The organism is Lysinibacillus sp. FSL R5-0849, from assembly GCF_038595075.1.
Classification (GTDB): domain Bacteria; phylum Bacillota; class Bacilli; order Bacillales_A; family Planococcaceae; genus Lysinibacillus; species Lysinibacillus fusiformis.
This window is the reverse complement of record NZ_CP152004.1, coordinates 4,501,083-4,525,593: the sequence shown is the minus strand read 5'-3', so window position 1 is coordinate 4,525,593 and position 24,511 is coordinate 4,501,083. Positions and strand designations below refer to the sequence as shown.

Genomic DNA, 24,511 nt, shown 5'->3' with positions numbered 1-24,511 from the left:
AAGTTGGATAAACTTCGCAATGAAGATGTTAAGCAATTAAATGCGTTGGCGTTAGCCTATATGGGTGACGCCGTATTGGAGCAAAAGATACGAGAACACTTACTACGTTCAGGTCGAGTTAAACCGAATACACTTCATCGAGAGGCAACACGTTACGTTTCGGCAAAAGCACAATCTATGATTGTTCATCGTATGATGGATGAAAATTATTTAACAGAGGAGGAGTTGGCAGTGTTCCGCCGTGGACGTAATGCCAAGTCCGGCTCTGTACCAAAAAATACAGATGTTCAAACTTATCGAAATAGCTCAGGCTTTGAGGCGGTACTTGGTAGTTTATATTTATTAAATGAACTTGAACGCGTCTATGAAATCATTGCATATGCTATTCAAATCATCGAGGAATCGAAAGGAGTGTAGAATTATAATGACAGAACAAAATGGAGAAATTATTGCAGGTAAAAACCCAGTGTTAGAAGCACTTCGTTCAGGACGCGATATGAATAAAGTATGGATTGCAGAGGGTGTAAAAAAATCGGGTGTCAACGAACTGCTAGATTTAGCTAGAGAACGCGGAGTGATCGTTCAGTTTGTTCCGAAAAAGAAAGTCGATCAATTATCAAGTGCAAATCATCAAGGGATTGTTGCTTCTGTTGCAGCTTATCAGTATGCTGAACTAGAGGATTTATTTGCTGCAGCCGCAAAAAAACAAGAGGATCCTTTTTTCTTAATCTTAGATGAGCTTGAAGATCCACATAATCTAGGTTCTATTATGAGAACAGCTGATGCAATAGGAGCACACGGTATTATTATTCCTAAGCGCCGTTCAGTGAGTTTAACAGCTGTCGTGGCGAAAGCATCAACAGGCGCTATTGAACACGTTCCTGTAGTCCGTGTAAACAATTTAGCTCAAACAGTAGATGAACTAAAAGAACGAGGTGTATGGATTGCTGGTACAGATGCAAAGGGCTCTGTAGACTATCGAAAAATGGATGCAACATTACCATTGGCTATCATTATCGGTAGTGAAGGTAAGGGAATGGGGCGTTTATTAAAAGAGAAATGTGACTTCTTGTATCATTTACCGATGGTGGGACATGTGACATCATTGAACGCCTCAGTAGCTGCAGCGCTATTAATGTACGAAGTGTATCGTAAACGTCAAGAAGCGATTGAGTAACAATGAAAAACATTTTGCTAGTAGATGGCTATAATATGATTGGGTCCTGGAAAGAGCTTCGACCATTGCGGGATACAAATTTTGAGGATGCTCGCAAAAGGTTGATAGAACTTATGGCTGAATATAAAGCAGCTATGGGTTGGCGCGTAATTATTGTTTTTGACGCACATCTAGTTCCAGGCGTAGAGCAATCTTATTTAGAAAGTGATGTTGAAGTCATTTATACTCGGAAAAATGAAACGGCAGATGAACGTATTGAAAAAATGACGCATGAACTTAAGGCTAGAAATGTACAAATACACGTAGCAACTTCCGATATGGCAGAGCAAAGTGTTATTTTTGGTAATGGAGCCTTGAGAAAATCAGCTAGAGAACTAGAAATAGATACAAGCATTATCCAGCATAAAATATCGCACGATGTGAAAAGGAAACAAGAAAGTAGACCACCTTCACGTATAGAATTAAAGCCAGATGTGGCGATAGCATTCGAAAAATGGAGACGTGGATTGAAATGATTGATTGACGCATATTTTCCAATTCCGTTATACTGTTCCTAATTATCTGTTGTGGCTGAGGTGATACCATGTTTAAAAATAGCATTGTACAAGTGACACAAGATTTTGAACGATTCAATGATGAAGAACTTATTGAAATGGTGCATCAAGGTAATACAGATGCGTTGGATTATTTAATTACGAAATACCGTTTGTTAGTTAGAGCGAAGGCAAGATCCTATTTCTTAATTGGTGCTGATAAGGAAGATATCGTGCAAGAGGGCATGATCGGTTTGTATAAAGCGATTCGTGATTTTAAAGGGGATAAGCTTGCTTCTTTCCGAGCTTTTGCTGAGTTATGTATTACAAGGCAAATTATTACTGCTATTAAAACGGCTACTAGGCAAAAGCATATACCTCTTAACTCTTATATTTCTTTGGACAAGCCCATTTTTGATGAAGAATCAGACCGAACGCTCATGGATGTTTTAACAGGCGCTATCATGGATGATCCAGAAGAATTAATAATTCATAGAGAAGAGTTTGGTTATTTAGAAGAGAAAATGAGTGAGATTTTAAGTGAACTAGAGTTACAGGTTTTAGCCCTATATCTAGATGGCCAATCGTATCATGAAATTTCTGCAAAATTAAATCGTCATGTGAAATCGATTGATAATGCTTTGCAGCGAGTGAAGCGTAAATTAGAGCGACATTTAGTCCTTGAGGAAATGTCTTAGAGGGCAGAGGCATTATTGACATTGACAAATATAGGTGTTAGTCTTAAAAAGACAAAGTGCCGAAAAAGGTGAGTATATGGCAAAAAAAGTCGTGCTAAATTGCGAGAAATGTGGATCGAGAAATTACACGTTCCCGGCTAAAGAAGGCTCCACTGTACGCCTCGAATTAAAAAAATTTTGCTCGCATTGCAATGAACATACAGTGCATAAACAAACGCTATAAAATGATATGTAAATAGACAGATTGATTGATTCGGAGGTTAAGCTAGAATGGGCAAGATCAAAGGCTTTTTCAGTGATGTAATGTCAGAAATGCGCAAAACAAGCTGGCCAAAAGGTAAAGAGTTGACTAAATATACAGTCGTTGTTATTTCAACTGTTGTCGTTATGGCTTTATTTTTTGTGTTAGTTGACTTAGGTATTTCATCATTATTCCGCTGGTACTTAGATTTATAATTTAGTAAATAGCATGTTAATACTTATGAAATAGCCCGTCCAATGCAATAACGGGTTTTTTCGTTTGTTTTACCTTCATTCAGCAGACAATTCCATCTTTATGGGCGAGTGATATGGGTGAAGTGAATGGCAGTAAGATAATCTCATTATGATAAGTATGATAGTAGCAATAGATGACTATGCTAGTTTCGATACATATCATCAGGCTTTCTTAATAGGGAAGGGCTATGTCTACATGAGATGTTTGTGAAAAGAGTAAGAAATGCATCTAGCATATCGCGATTCATTTTCACTTTTATTTGTAAGGGAGGGACGGACGAGGAGTCCTAGTAGTTATGGAGAAAAATTGGTATGTTGTTCATACGTATTCAGGGTATGAGAACCGAGTAAAAGCAAACCTAGAGAAACGTGTAGAAACAATGGGAATGCAAGATAAAATCTTCCGAGTGATTGTTCCTGAACACGAGGAAACAGAAATGAAGGATGGGAAAAAGCGTACAATGATGCGTAAAGTTTTCCCAGGTTATGTATTAGTAGAGCTTATTATGACAGATGATTCTTGGTATGTAGTGCGTAATACGCCGGGTGTAACAGGATTTATCGGGTCATCTGGTGGAGGAGCAAAACCAACACCTTTACTACCAGAAGAGGCGGATCGTCTACTACAGCAAATGGGCATGACTGATAAAGTTGTCGAAGTAGATATCTCTATTGGTGAAGCGGTTGAAGTATTAGAAGGGCCATTCGCTCATTTCCAAGGACGTGTTGAAGAAATTGACACAGAAAAAGGAAAAGTGAAAGTGTCTGTTGATATGTTTGGTCGCGAAACAATTATGGAGCTAGACTTCGAACAAATTCAAAAATTATAGTACAATTACTAGAACTGTGACATGCCAATTGGTAGATGTTTCGCAGATTTTGTTAATTACCACTTGCTTAAAAAAATTAAAAGTGGTATCATTTCATAGGTCAGACTGTCATACTTTTGTTTGACGTCTGTAATGATAATTTTAATGTTATCGGCACTTAGCTGACAGACAGATATTGAGTGGGAGGGGCAACCCAATTACCACATCACGGACTTAAGGAGGTGTGTCTCGTGGCTAAAAAAGTTATTAAAGTTGTAAAACTTCAAATCCCTGCTGGTAAAGCTAACCCAGCTCCACCGGTTGGTCCTGCATTAGGTCAAGCGGGTGTGAACATCATGGGATTCTGTAAAGAATTCAACGCGCGTACTGCTGATCAAGCTGGTCTTATTATTCCAGTTGAAATTTCAGTATTCGAGGACCGTTCTTTCACTTTCATTACAAAAACTCCACCTGCAGCGGTTCTACTTAAAGTAGCAGCTGGTATCCAATCTGGATCTGGTGAACCAAATCGTAAAAAAGTGGCAACGGTTAAACGTGATAAAGTTCGCGAAATCGCTGAAACTAAAATGCCAGACCTTAACGCTGCTTCAGTAGAAGCTGCTATGTTAATGGTAGAAGGTACTGCACGAAGCATGGGTATTGTTATCGAAGACTAATCCCAGTTACTTGATGTTTTGTTTTTTGGAAGGTTGCGAAGTTTCTTTGTGAACACGCAACCTTTATTCGTGGGAGGTAAAATCCGCTATAACCACAATCAAGGAGGAAATATATAATGGCTAAAAAAGGTAAAAAACTGCAAGATGCAGCTAAATTAATTGATCGTAACTCACTATACAATGCACAAGAAGCAATCGAACTTGCTCAAAAAACTAGCACAGTAAACTTCGACGCTACTGTAGAAGTTGCTTTTCGCTTAGGTATTGATACTCGTAAAAACGACCAACAAATCCGTGGTGCAGTAGTGCTACCAAACGGTACTGGTAAAACTCAACGCGTATTAGTATTCGCAAAAGGTGAAAAACTTAAAGAAGCAGAAGCTGCTGGTGCTGACTATGTAGGTGATGCAGAGTACATCCAAAAAATCCAACAAGGTTGGTTTGATTTCGATGTAATCGTAGCAACTCCTGACATGATGGGTGAAGTTGGTAAACTTGGTCGTGTATTAGGACCTAAAGGCTTAATGCCAAACCCTAAAACTGGTACAGTTACTTTCGATGTAACAAAAGCTATCGAAGAAATCAAAGCTGGTAAAGTAGAATACCGTGCTGATAAAGCTGGTATCATCCACGCTCCTATCGGTAAAGTTTCTTTCTCTGCAGAAAAATTAGTAGAAAACTTCTTAGCTGTATTTGATGTAGTTCAAAAAGCAAAACCTGCTGCAGCTAAAGGTACTTACATGAAATCTGTAAATATTACAACTACAATGGGCCCAGCTGTTAAAATTGACGCTGCTAACGTAGTAGTGAAATAATTTAAATATATATATATTGACAATGGCAATGGTTACATGATATAATCATTGCTGTTGTGAATTATCCATTTGTACCGTAGACAGTAGGAGTGACTTGTCACTTAATGTTCCTACCGAGGACATCGGAATTCAGATTCTTATTTAAAGATGATGACTTTCAGCCTCTGTGTCTATTTGACGTAGAGGCTTTTCTTTTGTCGGTATAAATGACCCATTCTAATAGGAGGTGTCATCATGAGCAAAGCAATCGAAAACAAACAAGTACAAGTTCAAGAGATTACTGAGAAATTCCAAAGCGCTTCTTCTGTAGTAGTAGTGGATTACCGTGGTCTTAATGTTGCACAAGTAACAGAGCTTCGTAAACAACTTCGTGAAGCTGGCGTTGAGTTCAAAGTATACAAAAACACTTTAACTCGTCGTGCTGCTGAAGCTGCTGGTCTTGCGGGAATCAACGACGTATTAGTTGGTCCTAACGCAATTGCGTTCTCAAATGAAGATGTTGTAGCGCCTGCTAAAATCATCAACGAGTTCGCTAAGAAAAACGAAGCTTTAGAAATTAAAGCTGGTATTATCGAAGGTACAATCTCTTCTGTTGAAGATGTTAAAGCACTTGCAGAACTTCCATCACGCGAAGGTCTACTTTCTATGCTTTTATCTGTACTTCAAGCTCCAGTGCGTAACTTCGCACTTGCAACAAAAGCTGTTGCAGAACAAAAAGAAGAACAAGGCGCGTAATTTAATACGTCCAAAAACTTCCGCGGCCTGACCGCAAAAAAATAAAACATTATCCAATTAGGAGGAAATTATAATGAACAAAGAGCAAATCTTAGAAGCTATCAAAGCTATGACAGTTCTTGAATTAAACGATTTAGTAAAAGCTATCGAAGAAGAATTCGGTGTAACAGCTGCTGCTCCTGTAGCAGTAGTTGCTGGCGGTGCTGCTGCAGCTGAAGAGAAAACAGAATTCGACGTAGTATTAGCATCTGCTGGTGCAGAAAAAATTAAAGTAATCAAAGTGGTTCGCGAAATCACTGGTTTAGGTCTTAAAGAAGCTAAAGAAGTAGTAGATAACGCTCCTAAAGCTCTTAAAGAAGGCGTTTCTAAAGATGAAGCTGAACAAATCAAAACTAAACTTGAAGAAGTTGGCGCATCTGTAGAAGTTAAGTAATCTCGCGTTACTTTTAAACAAAAGGAAAGCTCGTCATATTGGCGAGCTTTTTTCTTCATTCTGAGGAGGCGTGAAAATGTCAGATCACTATTATACAAGTAATCCTCAAACTGAGAGTAAACCTCGTCACTGGACATTCAAATTACTAGGGCATACGTTTTCATTTGAAACGGATGCAGGTGTATTTAGTAAAAGCGAAGTAGATTTTGGATCCCGTGTTTTAATAGACGCTTTTCAAATGCCTAATATTGATGGTGCGATTTTTGATATAGGTTGTGGTTATGGGCCGATAGGATTATCCATAGCCAAAGCAAATCCAGACCGTACCGTCTGTATGATGGATATAAATGAACGTGCAGTTGCGCTTTCGCAAAAAAATGCGCAAGTGAACGGTGTTCAAAATGTGCGAATATTTGTGAGTGACGGCCTATCGATGGTTGATAAAGATATAGAAGCAGCAGCTATCTTAACGAATCCACCAATTCGTGCAGGGAAGGAAACGATTTTCCGCTTTTACGATGGAGCTTATGATAGACTAGTGTCATCTGGAGAGCTTTGGGTAGTGATTCAGAAGAAACAAGGAGCGCCATCGACAGTAAGTTACCTAGAAGGTAAATTTTCCGAAGTCGATGTTGTAGAGAAGAAAAAAGGATACTGGATAGTACGTGCAAAAAAATAAATGAAATATGTATAATTTATTGACTTGACAAATCGGCTATGATAATATGATAAAATGCAAAAATATTATTTTGAGGTCGTATGCCCTTTTTGTATAGAATTGTTTTAATATGGGTATACTTGCCAAGATAAGTTTAGTTAACCGAAAATGAGATCTTTTTGAAGACTCGTTTTCTTTTTGTCTTTCGAAATCATACACTATTTGTATGATTTTGCAAAGACCTAATATCGCTTTATTGAGGGGTGAATGAGTTGACAGGTCAACTAGTTCAGTACGGACAACACCGCCAGCGTAGAAGCTTTGCGCGTATTAAAGAGGTGCTTGAGCTTCCAAATCTGATTGAGATTCAAACGGCGTCTTACGAGTGGTTCCTTGAAGAAGGTTTACGTGAAATGTTCCGTGACATTTCGCCGATCGAGGACTTTACAGGTAATCTTTCATTAGAATTCATCGATTATTCATTAGGTGATCCTAAATATGATGTTGATGAGTGTAAAGAGCGAGATGTTACTTACGCAGCTCCATTACGCGTGAAAGTACGTCTTTACAACAAAGAAACAGACGAAGTGAAAGAACAAGATGTCTTTATGGGTGACTTCCCATTAATGACTGAAACAGGTACGTTCATTATCAATGGTGCTGAACGTGTTATCGTTTCACAATTAGTTCGTTCACCAAGTGTGTATTTCCATGATAAAACGGATAAGAACGGTAAAAAAGGTTTTGGAGCTACAGTGATTCCAAACCGTGGTGCATGGTTAGAGTATGAAACGGATGCAAAAGATGTAGTTTATGTACGTATCGATCGTACTCGTAAGTTACCAGTAACCGTATTACTTCGTGCATTAGGTTTTGGCTCAGACCAAGAAATTATCGATATTATCGGTGATAACGAGTATTTACGTAATACGTTAGAAAAAGATAACTCTGAAAGTACTGAAAAAGCACTTTTAGAAATCTACGAGCGTTTACGTCCAGGTGAGCCACCAACAGTTGAAAGTGCGAAAAGTTTATTATACTCTCGTTTCTTCGACGCAAAACGTTATGATTTAGCGAATGTTGGACGCTACAAAATGAATAAAAAGCTTCATATTAAAAATCGTTTATTCAACCAAACGATTGCTGAAACGCTTGTAGATCCAGAAACAGGCGAAATTTTAGTAGAGAAAGGTACAGTGCTTGATCGCCGTACTTTAGATAAAATCCTACCTTACCTAGAAGATTCTTCGAAAGGTATTGGTTTCCGTACTTTATCACAAGTTGGTGGAGTACTTGAGGATGATGTAACAATCCAATCTATTAAAATTTATGCACCCAAAGATGAAGCACAAAAAGAAATTAATATCATTAGTAATGCCTATATCGATGAAGAAGTGAAGAATATTACACCTGCTGACGTACTGTCTTCAGTAAGCTATTTCTTCAACCTGCTTTATCAAGTAGGAGCAACAGATGATATTGACCATTTAGGTAACCGTCGTCTACGTTCTGTAGGTGAGTTACTGCAAAACCAATTCCGTATCGGTTTGTCTCGTATGGAACGTGTAGTACGTGAGCGTATGTCTATTAACGACACAGCGGCTATCGTACCACAACAATTAATTAATATCCGTCCAGTAATTGCGTCAATTAAAGAGTTCTTCGGAAGCTCTCAATTATCACAATTCATGGACCAAACAAACCCATTAGCAGAATTAACGCATAAGCGTCGATTATCTGCATTAGGGCCTGGTGGTTTAACACGTGAGCGTGCTGGTTTCGAAGTACGTGACGTTCACTACTCTCACTATGGTCGTATGTGTCCAATCGAGACACCAGAGGGTCCAAACATTGGTTTAATCAACTCATTATCTTCTTTCGCTAAAGTAAATAAATTTGGTTTCATCGAAACGCCTTACCGTCGTATTGATCACGAAACAGGTCAAGTAACGGAACAAATTGATTACCTAACAGCTGATGAAGAAGATAACTACTACGTAGCACAAGCAAACTCACTATTAAATCCAGATGGCAGTTTTGCAAAGGACGAAGTAGTAGGTCGTTTCCGTGGTGATAACACAGTATTCAATAAAGCTCAAATGGACTACATGGACGTATCTCCTAAACAAGTAGTTTCTGCAGCGACTGCGTGTATCCCATTCTTAGAAAACGATGACTCTAACCGTGCACTTATGGGTGCAAACATGCAACGTCAAGCAGTTCCACTTCTTAACCCAGAAGCACCATTCGTTGGTACGGGTATGGAACATGTGGATGCACGTGATTCTGGTGCAGCTGTAGTAGCGAAGTATGATGGTATTGTTGAGCACGTTGAGGCTCGCTCTATCCATGTTCGCCGCATTGAAGTTGTAGATGGCAAAGAGGTTAAAGGCGATTTAACAAAATATAAATTACAAAAATTCATTCGTTCAAACCAAGGTACTTCATATAACCAACGTCCACTTGTAAAAGTTGGCGAACGCGTGAAGCCTCGCGATATTTTAGCAGATGGTCCATCAATGGAAAAAGGCGAATTAGCTCTTGGACGTAACGTACTTGTTGCATTCATGACTTGGAACGGCTTTAACTATGAGGATGCTGTTATTATGAGTGAGCGCCTTGTAAAAGATGATGTTTATACATCTGTTCATATTGAAGAATATGAGTCAGAGTCTCGTGATACAAAGCTTGGACCTGAAGAAATCACTCGTGATATTCCAAATGTCGGTGAAGATGCACTTCGTAACCTAGACGAACGTGGTATTATCCGTATCGGTGCGGAAGTACGCGATGGTGATATTCTTGTAGGGAAAGTAACACCTAAAGGAGTTACAGAATTAACGGCTGAAGAGCGTTTATTACATGCTATTTTCGGTGAAAAGGCTCGTGAGGTTCGTGATACATCATTACGTGTACCACACGGTGCTGGCGGTATCATTCTGGATGTTAAAGTATTTAACCGCGAAGATGGCGATGAATTACCACCAGGTGTTAACCAATTAGTTCGTGCTTATATTGTTCAAAAACGTAAAATTCGCGTTGGGGACAAAATGGCCGGACGTCACGGTAACAAAGGGGTTATCTCTCGTATCTTGCCAGAAGAAGATATGCCATTCATGCCAGATGGCACGCCTGTAGATATCATGTTAAATCCACTTGGTGTACCTTCTCGTATGAATATCGGACAAGTTTTAGAATTACACTTAGGTATGGCTTCTCGCTATCTAGGCGTCCACATGGCAACACCAGTATTTGATGGTGCAAATGAAGAAGACGTTTGGGAAACGATGGAAGAAGCAGGGATGAACCGTGACGGTAAAACAATCCTGTATGATGGCCGTTCTGGTGAACCATTTGATAACCGTGTATCTGTTGGGATCATGTATATGATCAAACTTGCTCACATGGTTGACGATAAACTTCACGCGCGTTCAACAGGTCCTTACTCACTTGTTACGCAGCAACCACTTGGTGGTAAAGCGCAATTTGGTGGACAACGTTTTGGTGAGATGGAAGTATGGGCACTTGAAGCATACGGTGCCGCTTATACCCTTCAAGAAATCTTAACTGTTAAATCCGATGACGTTGTTGGTCGTGTAAAAACATATGAAGCCATCGTTAAGGGTGAAAGTGTACCAGAGCCAGGCGTTCCTGAGTCATTCAAAGTATTGATTAAAGAACTTCAATCTCTTGGTATGGACGTTAAGATGCTAACAGTTAATGATGAAGAAGTAGAGCTTCGTGATTTAGACGAAGAAGAAGATCTTCAACCAGCTGATGCACTTAACATCGCACCACAGCCAGATACTCAAGAAGAGCCAGTAGAGTCTTTTGAATAATGGAAACCAACATTCACAATTGTGAATAAGGTCAAACTTATTTTTCAAATTAGCCGGGCAGGATTTAACGCCCTGCCTGGCTTTTTCTTTTAATAAATCATTCTATTTCTAATCCTTTGTCAAAGAGGAAATTCTTTGCAAACGATTATCGAGCTGCGTAAAGAGTCTTTATAAAGACCTATACTAGAGGGAGGTAGGCTCCTTGATAGACGTTAATGAATTTGAATATATGAAAATTGGTTTAGCATCCCCTGACAAGATTCGCTCTTGGTCATATGGTGAGGTTAAAAAACCTGAAACAATTAACTACCGTACGTTAAAACCAGAAAAAGATGGTTTATTCTGTGAGCGTATTTTTGGGCCAACTAAGGATTGGGAATGTCATTGTGGTAAATATAAACGTGTTCGCTATAAAGGTGTAGTTTGTGACCGCTGTGGTGTTGAAGTAACGCGTGCTAAAGTTCGTCGTGAACGTATGGGTCATATCGAATTAGCTGCACCAGTTTCTCATATCTGGTACTTCAAAGGTATTCCTAGCCGTATGGGTCTAATTTTAGATATGTCACCGCGTGCACTTGAAGAAGTTATTTATTTTGCTTCATACGTTGTGATTGAGGCTGGTGCGACGAATTTAGAAAGCAAACAGTTACTTTCAGAAAAAGAGTACCGTGCATACCGCGAAAAATTCGGAAATACATTCGAAGCTGCAATGGGTGCAGAAGCAATTAAAAAATTATTAGGCAAAATTGACCTAGAGGATGAGACGCATTCTTTAAAAGAAGAGTTAAAATCTGCACAAGGTCAAAGACGTACTCGTGCTATCAAACGTTTAGAGGTTGTTGAATCATTCCGTAACTCAGGTAACTCACCTGAATGGATGATTTTAGATGTACTTCCTGTAATTCCACCTGAGCTTCGTCCAATGGTGCAATTAGATGGTGGACGTTTTGCAACTTCAGATTTAAACGATTTATACCGTCGTGTTATCAACCGTAATAACCGTTTAAAACGTTTATTAGATTTAGGTGCTCCAAGCATCATCGTACAAAACGAAAAACGTATGTTACAAGAAGCTGTTGACGCGTTAATTGATAATGGTCGTCGCGGACGTCCTGTAACAGGTCCTGGTAACCGTCCACTAAAATCACTTTCACATATGTTGAAAGGTAAACAAGGTCGTTTCCGTCAAAATCTACTTGGTAAGCGTGTTGACTATTCTGGTCGTTCCGTTATCGTAGTAGGTCCAAACTTAAAAATGTACCAATGTGGTCTACCTAAAGAAATGGCTATTGAATTATTCAAGCCGTTCGTTATGAAGGAACTAGTAGAACGTGGTCTTGCTCATAACATTAAATCTGCTAAGCGAAAAATCGAACGTTTGAACAACGACGTTTGGGATGTATTAGAAGATGTTATCCGTGAGCATCCAGTATTACTTAACCGTGCACCAACGCTACACCGTCTTGGTATTCAAGCATTTGAACCAACACTAGTAGAAGGTCGTGCTATTCGTCTTCACCCATTAGTATGTACAGCATATAACGCTGACTTCGATGGTGACCAAATGGCGGTTCACGTACCATTGTCTGCTGAAGCTCAAGCTGAGGCTCGTCTTCTAATGCTTGCTGCGCAAAACATCCTGAATCCAAAAGACGGTAAACCAGTAGTAACACCTTCGCAAGATATGGTATTAGGAAACTACTACTTAACGCTTGAACGTGAAAATGCACGTGGAGAAGGTACTATTTTCTACGGTCCAAACGAAGTTTTAATCGCATATGATACAGGTCATGTGCATTTGCATACACGTATTGCTATTAAAGCTAGTTCGTTAAATAACCCAACATTCACAGAGGAACAAAATAATATGTTCCTATTAACGACTGTCGGTAAAGTAATCTTTAACGAAATCTTGCCTGAATCATTCCCTTATATCAATGAGCCGACTGATTTTAACTTAGAGCAAGTGACACCAGAAAAATACTTTGCGAAATTAACAATTGACGAAGACACACTAAAAGAGCTTGAATCAGATAGTGCTTATAATAGCCTTGATGAAAAAGGGAAAATTGACGCACAACGTACAGCTGTATTGCGCAAGCATTTTGAATCTGTACCAGTTGTAAATCCATTCCGTAAAAAGTTCTTAGGAAATATCATTGCTGAAGTATTTAAACGTTTCCACATTACTGAAACATCTAAAATGCTTGACCGCATGAAAAACCTTGGATTCAAGTATTCAACACGTGCTGGTATTACTGTAGGTGTATCTGATATCGTCGTATTACCTGACAAAGGTGAAATTTTAGCAGTAGCTCAAGAAAAAGTAGATAAAGTTCAAGCGCAATTCCGCCGTGGTTTCATCACAGAGGATGAGCGTTATGACCGTGTTATCTCAAGCTGGAGTGCTGCCAAAGATGAAATCCAAGCGAAACTGATGAAGTCTCTTGAGAAAACAAACCCAATCTTCATGATGTCTGACTCAGGTGCCCGTGGTAACGCATCTAACTTTACACAGTTAGCAGGTATGCGTGGTCTGATGGCCAACCCGGCTGGTCGTATCATCGAACTACCAATTAAATCTTCATTCCGTGAAGGTTTAACAGTATTAGAGTACTTCATCTCAACTCACGGTGCTCGTAAAGGTCTTGCCGATACAGCCCTAAAAACTGCCGATTCAGGTTACTTAACACGTCGTCTTGTTGACGTTGCACAGGATGTAATTGTGCGCGAAGATGACTGTGGTACTGACCGTGGTTTAACAATTGGTGCATTAATGGAAGGCACAGAGCTAATCGAGGCTCTAGATGAGCGTATTGTTGGTCGTCATACGAAGAAAACAATCTTACACCCTGAAACTGGTGAAGTGATTCTAAACAAAGATGGTTTAATCGATCAAGATGTGGCTCGAGCAATTATCGAAGCTGGTATTGAAGAAGTGACTATCCGTTCAGCATTTACATGTAATACAAAACATGGCGTATGTAAAAAATGTTACGGCATGAACTTAGCAACAGGTGAAAAGGTTGAGGTAGGAGAGGCAGTTGGTATTATTGCTGCTCAATCAATCGGTGAACCGGGTACACAGTTAACAATGCGTACATTCCATACAGGTGGGGTTGCCGGGGACGATATTACACAAGGTCTTCCACGTATCCAAGAGATCTTTGAAGCACGTAATCCAAAAGGTCAATCTGTTATTTCAGAGATCGCAGGTACTGTTTCAGATATCACAGAAATCCGTGAGGGCTTAAAAGAAATCACTGTTCAAGGTGACGTAGAAACTCGTAAGTATCAAGCGCCTTATAATGCACGTCTAAAAGTTATCGAAGGTGATAATGTAGAGCGTGGTCAGGTTCTAACAGAGGGTTCTATCGATCCAAAACAATTGTTAAAAGTCAAAGACGTTTCAACTGTTCAAGAATATTTATTAAAAGAAGTTCAAAAAGTATACCGTATGCAAGGGGTAGAAATTGGAGATAAACATATCGAAGTAATGGTTCGCCAAATGCTTCGTAAAGTACGTGTAATTGAAGCTGGAGATACAGATTTATTACCAGGTTCATTACTAGATATCCACCAATTTGCAGAGGCTAACGCAGATGCTGTTATGAATGGCAAAAACCCAGCTACTTGTCGTCCTGTAATCCTAGGTATTACAAAAGCTTCTCTTGAAACAGAATCATTCTTATCTGCAGCATCGTTCCAAGAAACAACACGTGTGTTAACAGATGCAGCAATTAAGGGTAAACGTGACGAGCTTCTTGGATTAAAAGAGAACGTAATTATCGGTAAACTTGTTCCTGCAGGTACTGGTATGCAACGTTACCGTCAAATCCGCATCGAAAAAGATGAGCTTGACACAGAAGTCGTTTCTGCTGAATAAACATTAAAAATAGTGCCGAAGAGATGGAATTACGCCATCTCTTCGGACTTTTTAAAGATATTAGTTGACAGTATAAAATGGTAATGATAATATATTGAAGGTTGATAGTTAACTGTCTATACTTCGGAGGATATGAAAATGTCTTATGATAAAGTAAGGACTAGTCAAACAATCATAGGTACAAAGCAAGCAGTAAAAGCAATGCGAGCCGGTTCAGTGAAAGAACTCCTTGTGGCACTTGACGCAGACAATTGGGTAACCGATTTGGCCATATCTTTCGCGAGAGAAATCGGTATACCAGTTATTCTTGTTGAGTCCAAAAAGGAACTGGGCAAGGCCTGTGGAATCCACGTTGGAGCTGCGGTAGTTGCAATTACTGGAGAGTAGTTTTTGTGTATTAAACACAAAGACTTTGTTTTTACCCAAAAAATGAACCACCTGGATGTGTGGTATTAACAAGGAATAAATGAAGGGAGGAAAAATCGATGCCTACAATTAACCAATTAGTACGTAAGCCTCGTCAATCTAAAAGCACGAAATCAAAATCACCAGCGTTAAACAAAGGATATAACTCATTTAAAAAATCTTTAACTGATGTTAAATCTCCTCAAAAACGTGGTGTTTGTACTCGTGTTGGTACAATGACACCTCGTAAACCAAACTCAGCGTTACGTAAATACGCTCGTGTACGTTTAACTAACCAAATTGAGGTTACAGCTTATATCCCAGGTGAAGGCCACAACTTACAAGAGCACAGTGTTGTTCTTATCCGTGGCGGACGCGTAAAAGACTTAGCGGGTGTTCGTTACCATATCGTACGTGGAGCTCTTGATACAGCTGGTGTAAACGGTCGTTTACAATCACGTTCTAAATACGGAACAAAACGCCCTAAAGAAAAAAAATAATTTAACGTTCAATAACGTTATTTAAAACTGAGCCTTATACTAATTGTCACAAATATCGAATCTTGCTAGCAGATTTGATATTTGATTGACGAATATAAAAAGGCTAACTTATAAAATAATCGATATTTATTCGAAAGGAGGAAAACACATGCCTCGTAAAGGTCCTGTTTCCAAACGTGACGTGTTACCAGATCCAATTTATAGTTCAAAACTAGTAACTCGTTTAATCAATAAAATGATGGTTGATGGTAAAAGAGGTACTTCTCAAAAGATTTTATACGGTGCGTTCGAAATTGTTAAAGAACGTTCTGGTGAAAATCCAATTGAAGTATTCGAAGCTGCTCTAAATAACGTAATGCCAGTTCTTGAAGTACGCGCTCGCCGTGTTGGTGGTTCTAACTACCAAGTACCGGTTGAAGTTCGTCCAGAACGTCGTACAACTTTAGGTCTTCGTTACCTAGTTAACTATGCTCGTCTTCGTGGTGAAAAAACTATGGAAGAGCGTTTAGCTAACGAAATTCTTGATGCTTCTAACAACACTGGTGCATCAGTTAAGAAACGTGAAGATATGCACAAAATGGCAGAAGCGAACAAAGCATTCGCTCACTACCGCTGGTAATATAACCTATGTGTTAACGGATTGGTTAGCACAAGGTCTCTTATACAGTCTTTACCCCAATATGGAAGGAGAAATTTCCTATGAAACGCGAATTCTCACTTGAGAATACTCGTAATATTGGGATCATGGCTCACATTGATGCTGGTAAAACAACAACAACTGAGCGTATCCTTTATTACACTGGTAAGATTCACAAAATCGGTGAAACTCATGAAGGCGCTTCTCAAATGGACTGGATGGAGCAAGAGCAAGAACGTGGTATTACAATCACTTCTGCAGCAACAACAGCCCAATGGGCAGGCCATCGTGTAAACATCATCGATACGCCTGGACACGTAGACTTCACTGTAGAAGTAGAACGTTCATTACGCGTACTTGACGGTGCTGTTACAGTACTAGATGCTCAATCTGGTGTTGAGCCTCAAACTGAAACTGTATGGCGTCAAGCTACAACTTATGGTGTTCCACGTATTGTATTCATTAACAAAATGGATAAAACAGGAGCAGACTTCTTATATTCTGTAGGAACTCTACATGATCGTTTACAAGCAAACGCTCACCCTATTCAATTACCAATCGGAGCTGAAGATCAGTTCTCTGCAATCATTGACTTGGTTGAAATGAAAGCTACTTTCTATGGTGACGAAAAAGGTACAGCAGTAACTGAGGGAGAAATTCCTGAAGAATACCGCGCACAAGCTGAAGAATACCGTGAAAAATTAATCGATGCTGTTGCAAGTGTTGATGAAGATATCATGGAAAAATATTTAGAAGGCGAAGAAATTTCTGTTGCGGAACTTAAAGCGGCAATCCGTCGTGCTACAATCGCAGTAGAATTCTACCCAGTAATCTGTGGTACAGCGTTCAAACACAAAGGTGTACGCCCAATGTTAAATGCTGTTATCGATTACTTACCATCTCCAGTAGATGTACCAGCAATCAAAGGTACTTCTGTTGATGGTGACGAAGAGTTAGAACGTAAATCTTCTGATGAAGAGCCATTCTCAGCTCTTGCATTCAAAGTTATGACTGACCCATTCGTAGGTAAATTAACGTTCTTCCGTGTGTACTCTGGAACATTAGATTCAGGTTCATACGTACAAAACTCTTCTAAAGGTAAACGTGAGCGTGTAGGTCGTATCCTACAAATGCACGCTAACTCTCGTGAAGAGATTTCTAAAGTATTCGCTGGGGACATCGCAGCAGCAGTAGGTCTTAAAGATACTACTACTGGTGATACTCTTTGTGACGAGAAAAACCTAGTTATTCTTGAATCAATGGAATTCCCTGAGCCAGTAATTTCTCTTTCTGTAGAACCAAAATCAAAAGCTGACCAAGATAAAATGGGTCAAGCTTTACAAAAACTTCAAGAAGAGGATCCAACTTTCCGTGCTCACACTGACACAGAAACTGGACAAACAATCATCTCAGGTATGGGTGAACTTCACCTTGATATCTTAGTTGACCGTATGCGCCGTGAATTTAAAGTAGAAGCTAACGTAGGTGCTCCAATGGTATCTTACCGTGAAACATTCCGTGGCTCTGCAAAAGTTCAAGGTAAATTCACTCGCCAATCTGGTGGTCGTGGACAATATGGTGACGTAACGATTGAGTTCTCTCCAAATGAAGAAGGTAAAGGCTTTGAATTCGAAAACGCTATCGTTGGTGGTGTAATTCCTCGTGAATACATTCCTGCAGTTGAAGCTGGTCTTCGTGACTCTCTTGACCGCGGTGTAGTAGCTGGTTACCCTCTAATCGATATTAAAGCGAAATTAGTATTCGGTTCTTACCATGACGTTGACTCGAATGAGATGGCGTTCAAAATTGCTGCATCTATGGCTCTTAAAGAAGCATCTAAACAATGTGATGCTGTTATCTTAGAACCAATGATGAAAGTAGAAGTTGTAATTCCAGAAGAATACCTTGGTGATATCATGGGTAACATTACTTCTCGTCGCGGACGCGTTGAGGGTATGGATGCTCGCGGTAACTCACAAGTTGTTCGTGCTATGGTTCCTTTAGCAGAAATGTTTGGTTATGCAACGACTCTTCGTTCTGCAACGCAAGGTCGTGGTGTATTCTCAATGACATTCGATCATTATGAAGAAGTACCAAAATCAATTGCTGCTGAAATCATCAAAAAAAATAAAGGTGAATAATTGAATTTTCATCTTGCATAAAGTATAACTAATTTGTAAGCTATGATTGCAGGATAGGGGATGGGCCCGTTCTCTATCAGCATTCATTCTATAAATTTCAAAAATAAAACATATAATTTTGAGGAGGCAATCTCTAATGGCTAAAGAAAAATTTGACCGTTCTAAAACGCATGCTAACATTGGTACAATCGGACACGTTGACCATGGTAAAACTACTTTAACTGCTGCAATCGCTACAGTTCTTTCTAAAAAAATGGGTGGTACAGCTAAATCATACGCTGACATCGATAACGCTCCTGAAGAAAAAGAGCGTGGTATCACAATCAATACTTCTCACGTAGAATACGAAACAGAAACTCGTCACTATGCACACGTTGACTGCCCAGGACACGCTGACTATGTTAAAAACATGATCACTGGTGCTGCACAAATGGACGGCGGTATCTTAGTAGTATCTGCTGCTGATGGCCCAATGCCACAAACTCGTGAACACATCCTTTTATCTCGTCAAGTAGGTGTTCCATACTTAGTAGTATTCATGAACAAATGTGATATGGTTGATGACGAAGAATTATTAGAATTAGTAGAAATGGAAATCCGTGACCTACTATCTGAATATGACTTCCCAGGTGATGATATTCCTGTAATCAAAGGTTCTGCTCTTAAAGCTCTTGAAGGCGAAGCAGAATGGGAAGAAAAAATCGTTGAATTAATGGACGCTGTAGATTCTTACATCCCAACTCCAGAACGTCAAACTGACAAACCATTCATGATGCCAGTAGAGGACGTATTCTCTATCACTGGTCGTGGTACAGTTGCAACTGGCCGTGTTGAACGTGGTCAAGTTAAAGTTGGTGACGTAATTGAAATCATCGGTATCGCTGAAGAAGCTAAATCTACTACTGTAACAGGTGTAGAAATGTTCCGTAAATTATTAGACTATGCTGAAGCTGGTGACAACATCGGTGCTTTACTTCGTGGTGTTGCTCGTGAAGAAATCCAACGTGGTCAAGTATTAGCTAAACCAGGTTCAATTACTCCACACACTAACTTCAAAGCTGAAGTTTATGTTTTATCAAAAGAAGAGGGTGGCCGTCATACTCCATTCTTCTCTAACTACCGTCCTCAGTTCTACTTCCGTACAACTGACGTAACAGGTATCTGTAACTTACCAGAAGGCGTTGAAATGGTAATGCCTGGTGATAACATCGAAATGACAGTTGAACTTATCGCTCCAATCGCTCTTGAAGAAGGTACTAAATTCTCTATCCGTGAGGGTGGCCGTACTGTAGGCGCTGGCGTAGTTGCTTCTATCCAAAAATAATTTTAGCTTTCGCTAATAGTCAAACCAATCTGTAGGGACGCTTACAGATTGGTTTTTTATGTTAAAATAAAAGTAATTAAGGTTTTAATTAGTGTATGAATACATAACAGCCAGCATGTCATCTAGGTTAAATAATTAAGCAGAAAGGGATTTGAATATGGAGATGAAAATTTTACTGATAGAAGATGATCCGTCGATATTTAGTATGATTGAAGAACGTTTTGCACAATGGTCATTACAAGTTGTTGGACCTAAAAATTTTCAAAAGGTGATGGATGATTTTATAGAAGTGAAGCCACATCTTGTGCTAATTGATATTCAGTTGCCTGCCTATGATGGCTTTCATTGGTGTCGAGAAATTCGTCATCTCTCCAATGTGCCAATCCTTTTTCTATCCTCGCGAGATCATCCAATGGATATGGTGATGGCCATGCAAATGGGAGCAGATGATTTTATACAAAAACCCTTTCATATGGAAGTATTACTCGCTAAAGCACAGGCTATTTTACGAAGAACATATGACTATGTTGAAGCAAAGATGGATGTTACACGCTTTAACGAAGCCGTTATTGATTATGCAAGGAGTGAAATTATGTGTGATGGAGCTATAGCTTCCTTAACAAAAAATGAACTCTTTATATTGCGCATTTTAGTGGAACAGGCTAATCATATCGTCTCAAGAGATGAATTAATGCGAAAACTGTGGGATGATGAACGTTTTGTAAACGATAATACTTTATCGGTGAATGTTAACCGTTTACGTGCAAAGCTAGAGGATATTGGCCTACATGAAGTGATTCTAACCAAAAAGGGACTTGGCTATATAGCAGTAACCCAAGGGACGTGAACTAATTTGTTACTATTATTTATAAAAGAGCGCTTTGCATGGATCGGTTTTTTTGCATTTATAATGGTACTATTAAACGTGCTATTTTCTTTAGATGTTGGTTTAAATAGTGTGTCTATTTGGTATGTAAATGTTAGTTTGCTTGTTAGTTTCGCACTCTTTTTCGTATGGCGCTTTATCGCTGAAGTTGGGAAATTAAATGATTTCCTGGGAAATATGGATAGTCATCTTGATGAAGCCCATAAAAGTAGCTTATCATTATCACCTTTTCAAGAAGTGGGCTTTCGAAAAATGGAGGATGTCTTTCATGAAAAGAATATGGAATTGAATCAGGCCAAAGTGCAGCTCCAAGAGTATTCAGATGAGTTGCTGGCATGGGTTCATGAAGTAAAAGGACCTTTAACAACTATTAATCTAATGTTAGACCATGTGGAGGATTTATCCACACGTCGAAAATTAGAAAATGAATGGTTAAGACTACATCTGTTAGTCGATCAACAGCTGCACCAAACTAGACTTACTTCTATAGAAAAGGACAATTATTTAACTGAAATTGAGTTGAAACCAATTGTTTATAAAGAGATTCGAGCTATGCAAGCCTGGTGTATAGAAAAGGGAATTGGTTTTGAAATAGATGAACTGACTGAAAAGGTGATGACAGATGGTAAATGGCTAGCATTTATTGTACGTCAAATTCTCTCGAACGCCATAAAATATAGTTCAGCCAATTCAGAGGTAACGATTTTTACTGAACTTGACCCAGCAGGTGCGACTTTATTACATATTAAAGATATGGGTATTGGCATACCTTCGGAGGATTTACCTAGAATTTTTCAAAAGTCATATACAGGTAACGTAGGGAGAGAATCTACTCAGTCTACTGGTATGGGTCTTTACTTATCATATAATGTGGCGCAAAAAATAGGTATCCGTATAAATGTTCAATCGAATGTAGGTGAGGGTTCATTATTTACGCTACGGTTCCCATTACAAAATGAATATGTCAAACTAACAGGTAGATGACGAAAATGTCACCTACCTTTTTATATTGTCATGTAAAACGCACGAATGAATAGGTGCAACAGGGTACACTTGGAATATAGAGAGGGGGCGTTTATCAGTGACAGTGTTAATTGGTCGTAAAATAAAAAAAGTTTATGGAAAGAAATCAACGGCTCAGGAAGTGTTAAAGGGTATTGATTTGGAAGTAAGTAAAGGTGAATTTGTAGGTATTATGGGACCTTCTGGATCAGGAAAAACAACACTTTTAAATGTCTTATGTTCAATCGACTTTGCAACAGAAGGAGTCATTGAAATAAACGGTCATAATTTACGGGGAATGAAGGAAAAGGCTTTGGCCAACTTCCGTAGAGAGCAATTAGGTTTCATATTTCAAGATTATAATTTATTAGATACATTAACTGTAAAGGAAAATATTCTTCTCCCCTTAGCAATCAGTAAATTGCCTAGAGCAGTTGCTGAAAGCCGTGTAAAGGAGTTAACATCCTTACTAGGCATAACAGAAATTTTAAATAAATATCCCAATGAAATATCCGGAGGGCAAAAACAGCGTACTTCCGCTGCGCGTGCACTTATTACAAATCCATCATTGGTATTTGCAGATGAGCCTACTGGTGCATTAGATTCCAAATCAGCAACAGCCTTGCTTCAAAATCTACAAAATATTAATGAGACAAAAGAAGCGACAATCATGATGGTTACGCATGATGCAGTAGCTGCAAGCTTCTGTACACGTGTTTTATTTTTAAAGGATGGTCTTATTTATAGTGAGCTTTATAAAGGGGATAAATCAAGACAGGCTTTTTTCCAGGAAATCATGCATACGCAAAGTGTGCTAGGCGGTGATGGTTATGAGTCTTAGTAAGCTAGTGTTAAGAAGCATGAAGAAAAATATGAAGCACTACTATTTATATTTCTTTGCGCTTATTTTTAGCGTTACTTTATATTTTTCCTTTGTAACATTACAAAATAATTCTGCAGTATGGGATGCTGTTCAAATGAGTGGAACGGCGACAGCTGGATTTAAAGCAGCAACTTATATTTTATATTTTATCGTCTTGTTCTTCGTCTTGTACGCCAATCATTTATTTATGAAGCGTCGTAGTAAGGAAATAGGCTTGTACCAATTGATTGGCATGACCAAGGGATTGATTGTACGCCTATTAGCAATCGAAAATATTCTACTATTTGTAGGAGCTGTAATTTTAGGTATGCTGGCCGGTTTCTTTAGTTCACGTGTGTTTGCAATGATTTTATTGCGTGTACTTGAGAAAGAAGCTCTTGTAACCATGACATTTAGTACGCAGGCATTACAGCAATCCATGATTGTATTTACTATACTTTTGTTGATTGTCCTTATACAAATGGCCTGGATGATCCATCGCGTTTCTTTACTATCACTATTTACCGCAGCTAAACAAGCAGATGAACGTGTAAGACGTTTTAGTGCATTACAAATGGCCATAGGCTTTATGGGGCTAGTTTTAATTGTTTATGGCTACTATGCTTCAACAAAGCTGTTTGATATTGAATCAGCCGGTAACCTATTTATTAATATGATTATTATTCTAGCTACTACAATTGGTGGAACATTTCTGGTCTTTCGATTCTCTGTAGCGTTTATTATGAACACAATTCGCTTAAAGAAAAAAGGGCATCTTTCCATTCAGGATGTATTGGCATTAACGCCTATTATGCATCGTATGAAGAGCAATGCTAAGTCATTAACGCTTATAACCGTATTAACAGGTGTATCTCTAGGTGTGACGACATTATCCTATATCTCCTACTATTCCTCAGAAACATCAGCATATAGCCAAGTACCAGGTGATTTTATCTTGCTAGAAGAGCAGGGGATGTCTTTCTTACATGCGTTAGAGGAAAATAACATAGTCTACGATAAGATAGATTATCGTTTGCAGGGAGTAACAGCTTCCGTAGGACAATTAATGTCTAAAAAGCAGCAGGATAATCCTTTATATGATATGGAAGGAACAATTTATACGATTCCACTTTCTGATTACAAGAAGAGTGTTCCTGAAGCCTTGCTATCAGGAAATGAAGTGATTTTAACAAACTATGGCGGGTATATGGCTGAGATGTTCCCATTAGAGAAAGATCGTGATGTAGTAGTTTCTGCAGGGGAGCTTGAAGAAACTTTTCATGTTGTAGATGTACACGATAAAAGTATTATTAGTGGTATTGTTACAGCTGGAGGTGGCGGGCCCATCTTTGTTATAACAGATGACATGTTTAAAAGTCTAACTACGCAATCAGAGCATTACCCTTGGCATCAACAATCATCTATTACTATTAATTCAAAAGAAGACTTAGTAATGGCAGAAAAATTATATGTACAGACAAATGCCGGGGTGATTATAACTAAAGATCATGAAGGTAAAACACAGCAATATACTCAATCTTCATATGAAGAGAAGCGTAAAGATAATATTGAATCATTAGGTCTCACTATTTTTACAACTGCCTTTTTAGGATTAGCCTTCTTAATGACAACTGGTAGCATTCTGTACTTCAAACAAATGTCTGAGGCAGAGGAAGAGCGTGGTTCCTATACAATCCTCAGAAAAATTGGCTTTGCAGAAAAAGATATTATGAGAGGCATATATATGAAACAAGCCTTTAATTTTGGAGTCCCTTTAATAATTGGACTATTGCATAGTTATTTTGCTGTTAAATCAGGATGGTTTTTATTTGGTACAGAGTTAACGGCACCCTTGTGGATTGCAATGTGCTGTTATATAGCGTTGTATACGATTTTTGCCATTCTGTCGGTAGGCTATTATAAAAAAGTCGTTCGAGAATCATTGTAACAATTAAATAAGTAAAACTTAGAAACAGTGTGATGCTAAATAGATCATACT

The 24,511-nt window shown here is 38.9% G+C and carries 23 protein-coding genes and 1 other annotated feature; all 23 genes read left to right on the top strand.

Annotated features, from left to right (window positions below; genetic code table 11):
• Window positions 1-3 precede the first annotated feature (3 nt).
• The 23 genes from MKY80_RS22535 (at window position 4) to MKY80_RS22425 (ending at window position 24,460) form a co-directional block, all read left to right on the top strand.
• Window positions 4-417, top strand: coding sequence for a Mini-ribonuclease 3 (locus MKY80_RS22535; protein WP_012296087.1), 414 nt, complete (start codon window positions 4-6; stop codon window positions 415-417).
• A 7-nt stretch (window positions 418-424) separates the two neighbouring features.
• Window positions 425-1,177 carry a 23S rRNA (guanosine(2251)-2'-O)-methyltransferase RlmB gene (gene rlmB / locus MKY80_RS22530; RefSeq protein ID WP_008181856.1) on the top strand — a complete coding sequence of 251 codons (753 nt, stop codon included), beginning with the start codon at window positions 425-427 and terminating at the stop codon, window positions 1,175-1,177.
• Between the two features lie 2 nt (window positions 1,178-1,179).
• On the top strand, window positions 1,180-1,692 hold the full coding sequence (locus MKY80_RS22525) for an NYN domain-containing protein (protein WP_008181857.1): 513 nt from the start codon (window positions 1,180-1,182) through the stop codon (window positions 1,690-1,692).
• Window positions 1,693-1,760: 68 nt separating this feature from the next.
• Window positions 1,761-2,408, top strand: a complete 648-nt coding sequence (sigH, locus tag MKY80_RS22520) for an RNA polymerase sporulation sigma factor SigH (protein WP_054610143.1) — start codon at window positions 1,761-1,763, stop codon at window positions 2,406-2,408.
• A gap of 76 nt (window positions 2,409-2,484) precedes the next feature.
• Entirely contained in the window at window positions 2,485-2,631 is a 147-nt protein-coding gene (rpmG, locus tag MKY80_RS22515) for a 50S ribosomal protein L33 (protein ID WP_075807303.1), read from the top strand.
• A 47-nt stretch (window positions 2,632-2,678) separates the two neighbouring features.
• Window positions 2,679-2,864 (top strand): preprotein translocase subunit SecE, encoded by a 186-nt coding sequence (gene secE / locus MKY80_RS22510; protein ID WP_089986398.1) that lies wholly within the window; start codon window positions 2,679-2,681, stop codon window positions 2,862-2,864.
• Between the two features lie 335 nt (window positions 2,865-3,199).
• Window positions 3,200-3,733, top strand: a complete 534-nt coding sequence (gene nusG, locus MKY80_RS22505) for a transcription termination/antitermination protein NusG (protein ID WP_036121629.1) — start codon at window positions 3,200-3,202, stop codon at window positions 3,731-3,733.
• 230 nt (window positions 3,734-3,963) lie between these two features.
• A complete protein-coding gene (gene rplK / locus MKY80_RS22500) occupies window positions 3,964-4,389 on the top strand; it encodes a 50S ribosomal protein L11 (RefSeq protein ID WP_004233593.1) in 426 nt (141 codons plus the stop codon).
• Window positions 4,390-4,505: 116 nt separating this feature from the next.
• On the top strand, window positions 4,506-5,204 hold the full coding sequence (gene rplA / locus MKY80_RS22495; RefSeq protein WP_089986396.1) for a 50S ribosomal protein L1: 699 nt from the start codon (window positions 4,506-4,508) through the stop codon (window positions 5,202-5,204).
• 56 nt (window positions 5,205-5,260) lie between these two features.
• Window positions 5,261-5,406 (top strand) — a sequence feature (ribosomal protein L10 leader region).
• 32 nt (window positions 5,407-5,438) lie between these two features.
• Entirely contained in the window at window positions 5,439-5,939 is a 501-nt protein-coding gene (rplJ, locus tag MKY80_RS22490) for a 50S ribosomal protein L10 (RefSeq protein WP_036121626.1), read from the top strand.
• A gap of 73 nt (window positions 5,940-6,012) precedes the next feature.
• Entirely contained in the window at window positions 6,013-6,372 is a 360-nt protein-coding gene (rplL, locus tag MKY80_RS22485) for a 50S ribosomal protein L7/L12 (protein WP_008181586.1), read from the top strand.
• A gap of 76 nt (window positions 6,373-6,448) precedes the next feature.
• The gene (locus MKY80_RS22480) at window positions 6,449-7,051 is read left to right on the top strand and encodes a methyltransferase (RefSeq protein ID WP_025116452.1); all 603 of its coding nucleotides are present in this window, start codon (window positions 6,449-6,451) and stop codon (window positions 7,049-7,051) included.
• Between the two features lie 242 nt (window positions 7,052-7,293).
• Window positions 7,294-10,869, top strand: a complete 3,576-nt coding sequence (gene rpoB / locus MKY80_RS22475; RefSeq protein ID WP_008181590.1) for a DNA-directed RNA polymerase subunit beta — start codon at window positions 7,294-7,296, stop codon at window positions 10,867-10,869.
• A 202-nt stretch (window positions 10,870-11,071) separates the two neighbouring features.
• On the top strand, window positions 11,072-14,755 hold the full coding sequence (gene rpoC, locus MKY80_RS22470) for a DNA-directed RNA polymerase subunit beta' (RefSeq protein WP_008181592.1): 3,684 nt from the start codon (window positions 11,072-11,074) through the stop codon (window positions 14,753-14,755).
• A 138-nt stretch (window positions 14,756-14,893) separates the two neighbouring features.
• Window positions 14,894-15,142, top strand: coding sequence for a ribosomal L7Ae/L30e/S12e/Gadd45 family protein (locus tag MKY80_RS22465; protein WP_025116449.1), 249 nt, complete (start codon window positions 14,894-14,896; stop codon window positions 15,140-15,142).
• Between the two features lie 98 nt (window positions 15,143-15,240).
• On the top strand, window positions 15,241-15,660 hold the full coding sequence (gene rpsL / locus MKY80_RS22460; protein WP_008181595.1) for a 30S ribosomal protein S12: 420 nt from the start codon (window positions 15,241-15,243) through the stop codon (window positions 15,658-15,660).
• Between the two features lie 148 nt (window positions 15,661-15,808).
• Window positions 15,809-16,279, top strand: coding sequence for a 30S ribosomal protein S7 (rpsG, locus tag MKY80_RS22455; RefSeq protein WP_025116448.1), 471 nt, complete (start codon window positions 15,809-15,811; stop codon window positions 16,277-16,279).
• Window positions 16,280-16,359: 80 nt separating this feature from the next.
• Window positions 16,360-18,438 (top strand): elongation factor G, encoded by a 2,079-nt coding sequence (gene fusA, locus MKY80_RS22450; RefSeq protein WP_025116447.1) that lies wholly within the window; start codon window positions 16,360-16,362, stop codon window positions 18,436-18,438.
• Window positions 18,439-18,574: 136 nt separating this feature from the next.
• Window positions 18,575-19,762, top strand: coding sequence for an elongation factor Tu (gene tuf / locus MKY80_RS22445; RefSeq protein WP_008181778.1), 1,188 nt, complete (start codon window positions 18,575-18,577; stop codon window positions 19,760-19,762).
• 157 nt (window positions 19,763-19,919) lie between these two features.
• Window positions 19,920-20,609, top strand: a complete 690-nt coding sequence (locus tag MKY80_RS22440; RefSeq protein ID WP_008181776.1) for a response regulator transcription factor — start codon at window positions 19,920-19,922, stop codon at window positions 20,607-20,609.
• 6 nt (window positions 20,610-20,615) lie between these two features.
• Window positions 20,616-21,632 (top strand): sensor histidine kinase, encoded by a 1,017-nt coding sequence (locus MKY80_RS22435; RefSeq protein ID WP_089986394.1) that lies wholly within the window; start codon window positions 20,616-20,618, stop codon window positions 21,630-21,632.
• A gap of 97 nt (window positions 21,633-21,729) precedes the next feature.
• Window positions 21,730-22,491 carry an ABC transporter ATP-binding protein gene (locus MKY80_RS22430; protein WP_089986393.1) on the top strand — a complete coding sequence of 254 codons (762 nt, stop codon included), beginning with the start codon at window positions 21,730-21,732 and terminating at the stop codon, window positions 22,489-22,491.
• Complete coding sequence (locus MKY80_RS22425; RefSeq protein ID WP_342531270.1) at window positions 22,481-24,460, top strand: ABC transporter permease; 1,980 nt, start codon at window positions 22,481-22,483, stop codon at window positions 24,458-24,460. Before MKY80_RS22430 ends, MKY80_RS22425 begins: the two co-directional genes overlap by 11 nt.
• Window positions 24,461-24,511: the final 51 nt, after the last annotated feature.

Coding starts and splice junctions, on each gene's coding strand:
- rlmB (WP_008181856.1), top strand. CDS start 425: ATGACAGAACAAAATGGAGAAATTATTGCAGGTAAAAACCCAGTGTTA.
- MKY80_RS22525 (WP_008181857.1), top strand. CDS start 1,180: ATGAAAAACATTTTGCTAGTAGATGGCTATAATATGATTGGGTCCTGG.
- sigH (WP_054610143.1), top strand. CDS start 1,761: ATGTTTAAAAATAGCATTGTACAAGTGACACAAGATTTTGAACGATTC.
- rpmG (WP_075807303.1), top strand. CDS start 2,485: ATGGCAAAAAAAGTCGTGCTAAATTGCGAGAAATGTGGATCGAGAAAT.
- secE (WP_089986398.1), top strand. CDS start 2,679: ATGGGCAAGATCAAAGGCTTTTTCAGTGATGTAATGTCAGAAATGCGC.
- nusG (WP_036121629.1), top strand. CDS start 3,200: ATGGAGAAAAATTGGTATGTTGTTCATACGTATTCAGGGTATGAGAAC.
- rplA (WP_089986396.1), top strand. CDS start 4,506: ATGGCTAAAAAAGGTAAAAAACTGCAAGATGCAGCTAAATTAATTGAT.
- rplJ (WP_036121626.1), top strand. CDS start 5,439: ATGAGCAAAGCAATCGAAAACAAACAAGTACAAGTTCAAGAGATTACT.
- rplL (WP_008181586.1), top strand. CDS start 6,013: ATGAACAAAGAGCAAATCTTAGAAGCTATCAAAGCTATGACAGTTCTT.
- MKY80_RS22480 (WP_025116452.1), top strand. CDS start 6,449: ATGTCAGATCACTATTATACAAGTAATCCTCAAACTGAGAGTAAACCT.
- MKY80_RS22465 (WP_025116449.1), top strand. CDS start 14,894: ATGTCTTATGATAAAGTAAGGACTAGTCAAACAATCATAGGTACAAAG.
- rpsL (WP_008181595.1), top strand. CDS start 15,241: ATGCCTACAATTAACCAATTAGTACGTAAGCCTCGTCAATCTAAAAGC.
- rpsG (WP_025116448.1), top strand. CDS start 15,809: ATGCCTCGTAAAGGTCCTGTTTCCAAACGTGACGTGTTACCAGATCCA.
- fusA (WP_025116447.1), top strand. CDS start 16,360: ATGAAACGCGAATTCTCACTTGAGAATACTCGTAATATTGGGATCATG.
- tuf (WP_008181778.1), top strand. CDS start 18,575: ATGGCTAAAGAAAAATTTGACCGTTCTAAAACGCATGCTAACATTGGT.
- MKY80_RS22440 (WP_008181776.1), top strand. CDS start 19,920: ATGGAGATGAAAATTTTACTGATAGAAGATGATCCGTCGATATTTAGT.
- MKY80_RS22425 (WP_342531270.1), top strand. CDS start 22,481: ATGAGTCTTAGTAAGCTAGTGTTAAGAAGCATGAAGAAAAATATGAAG.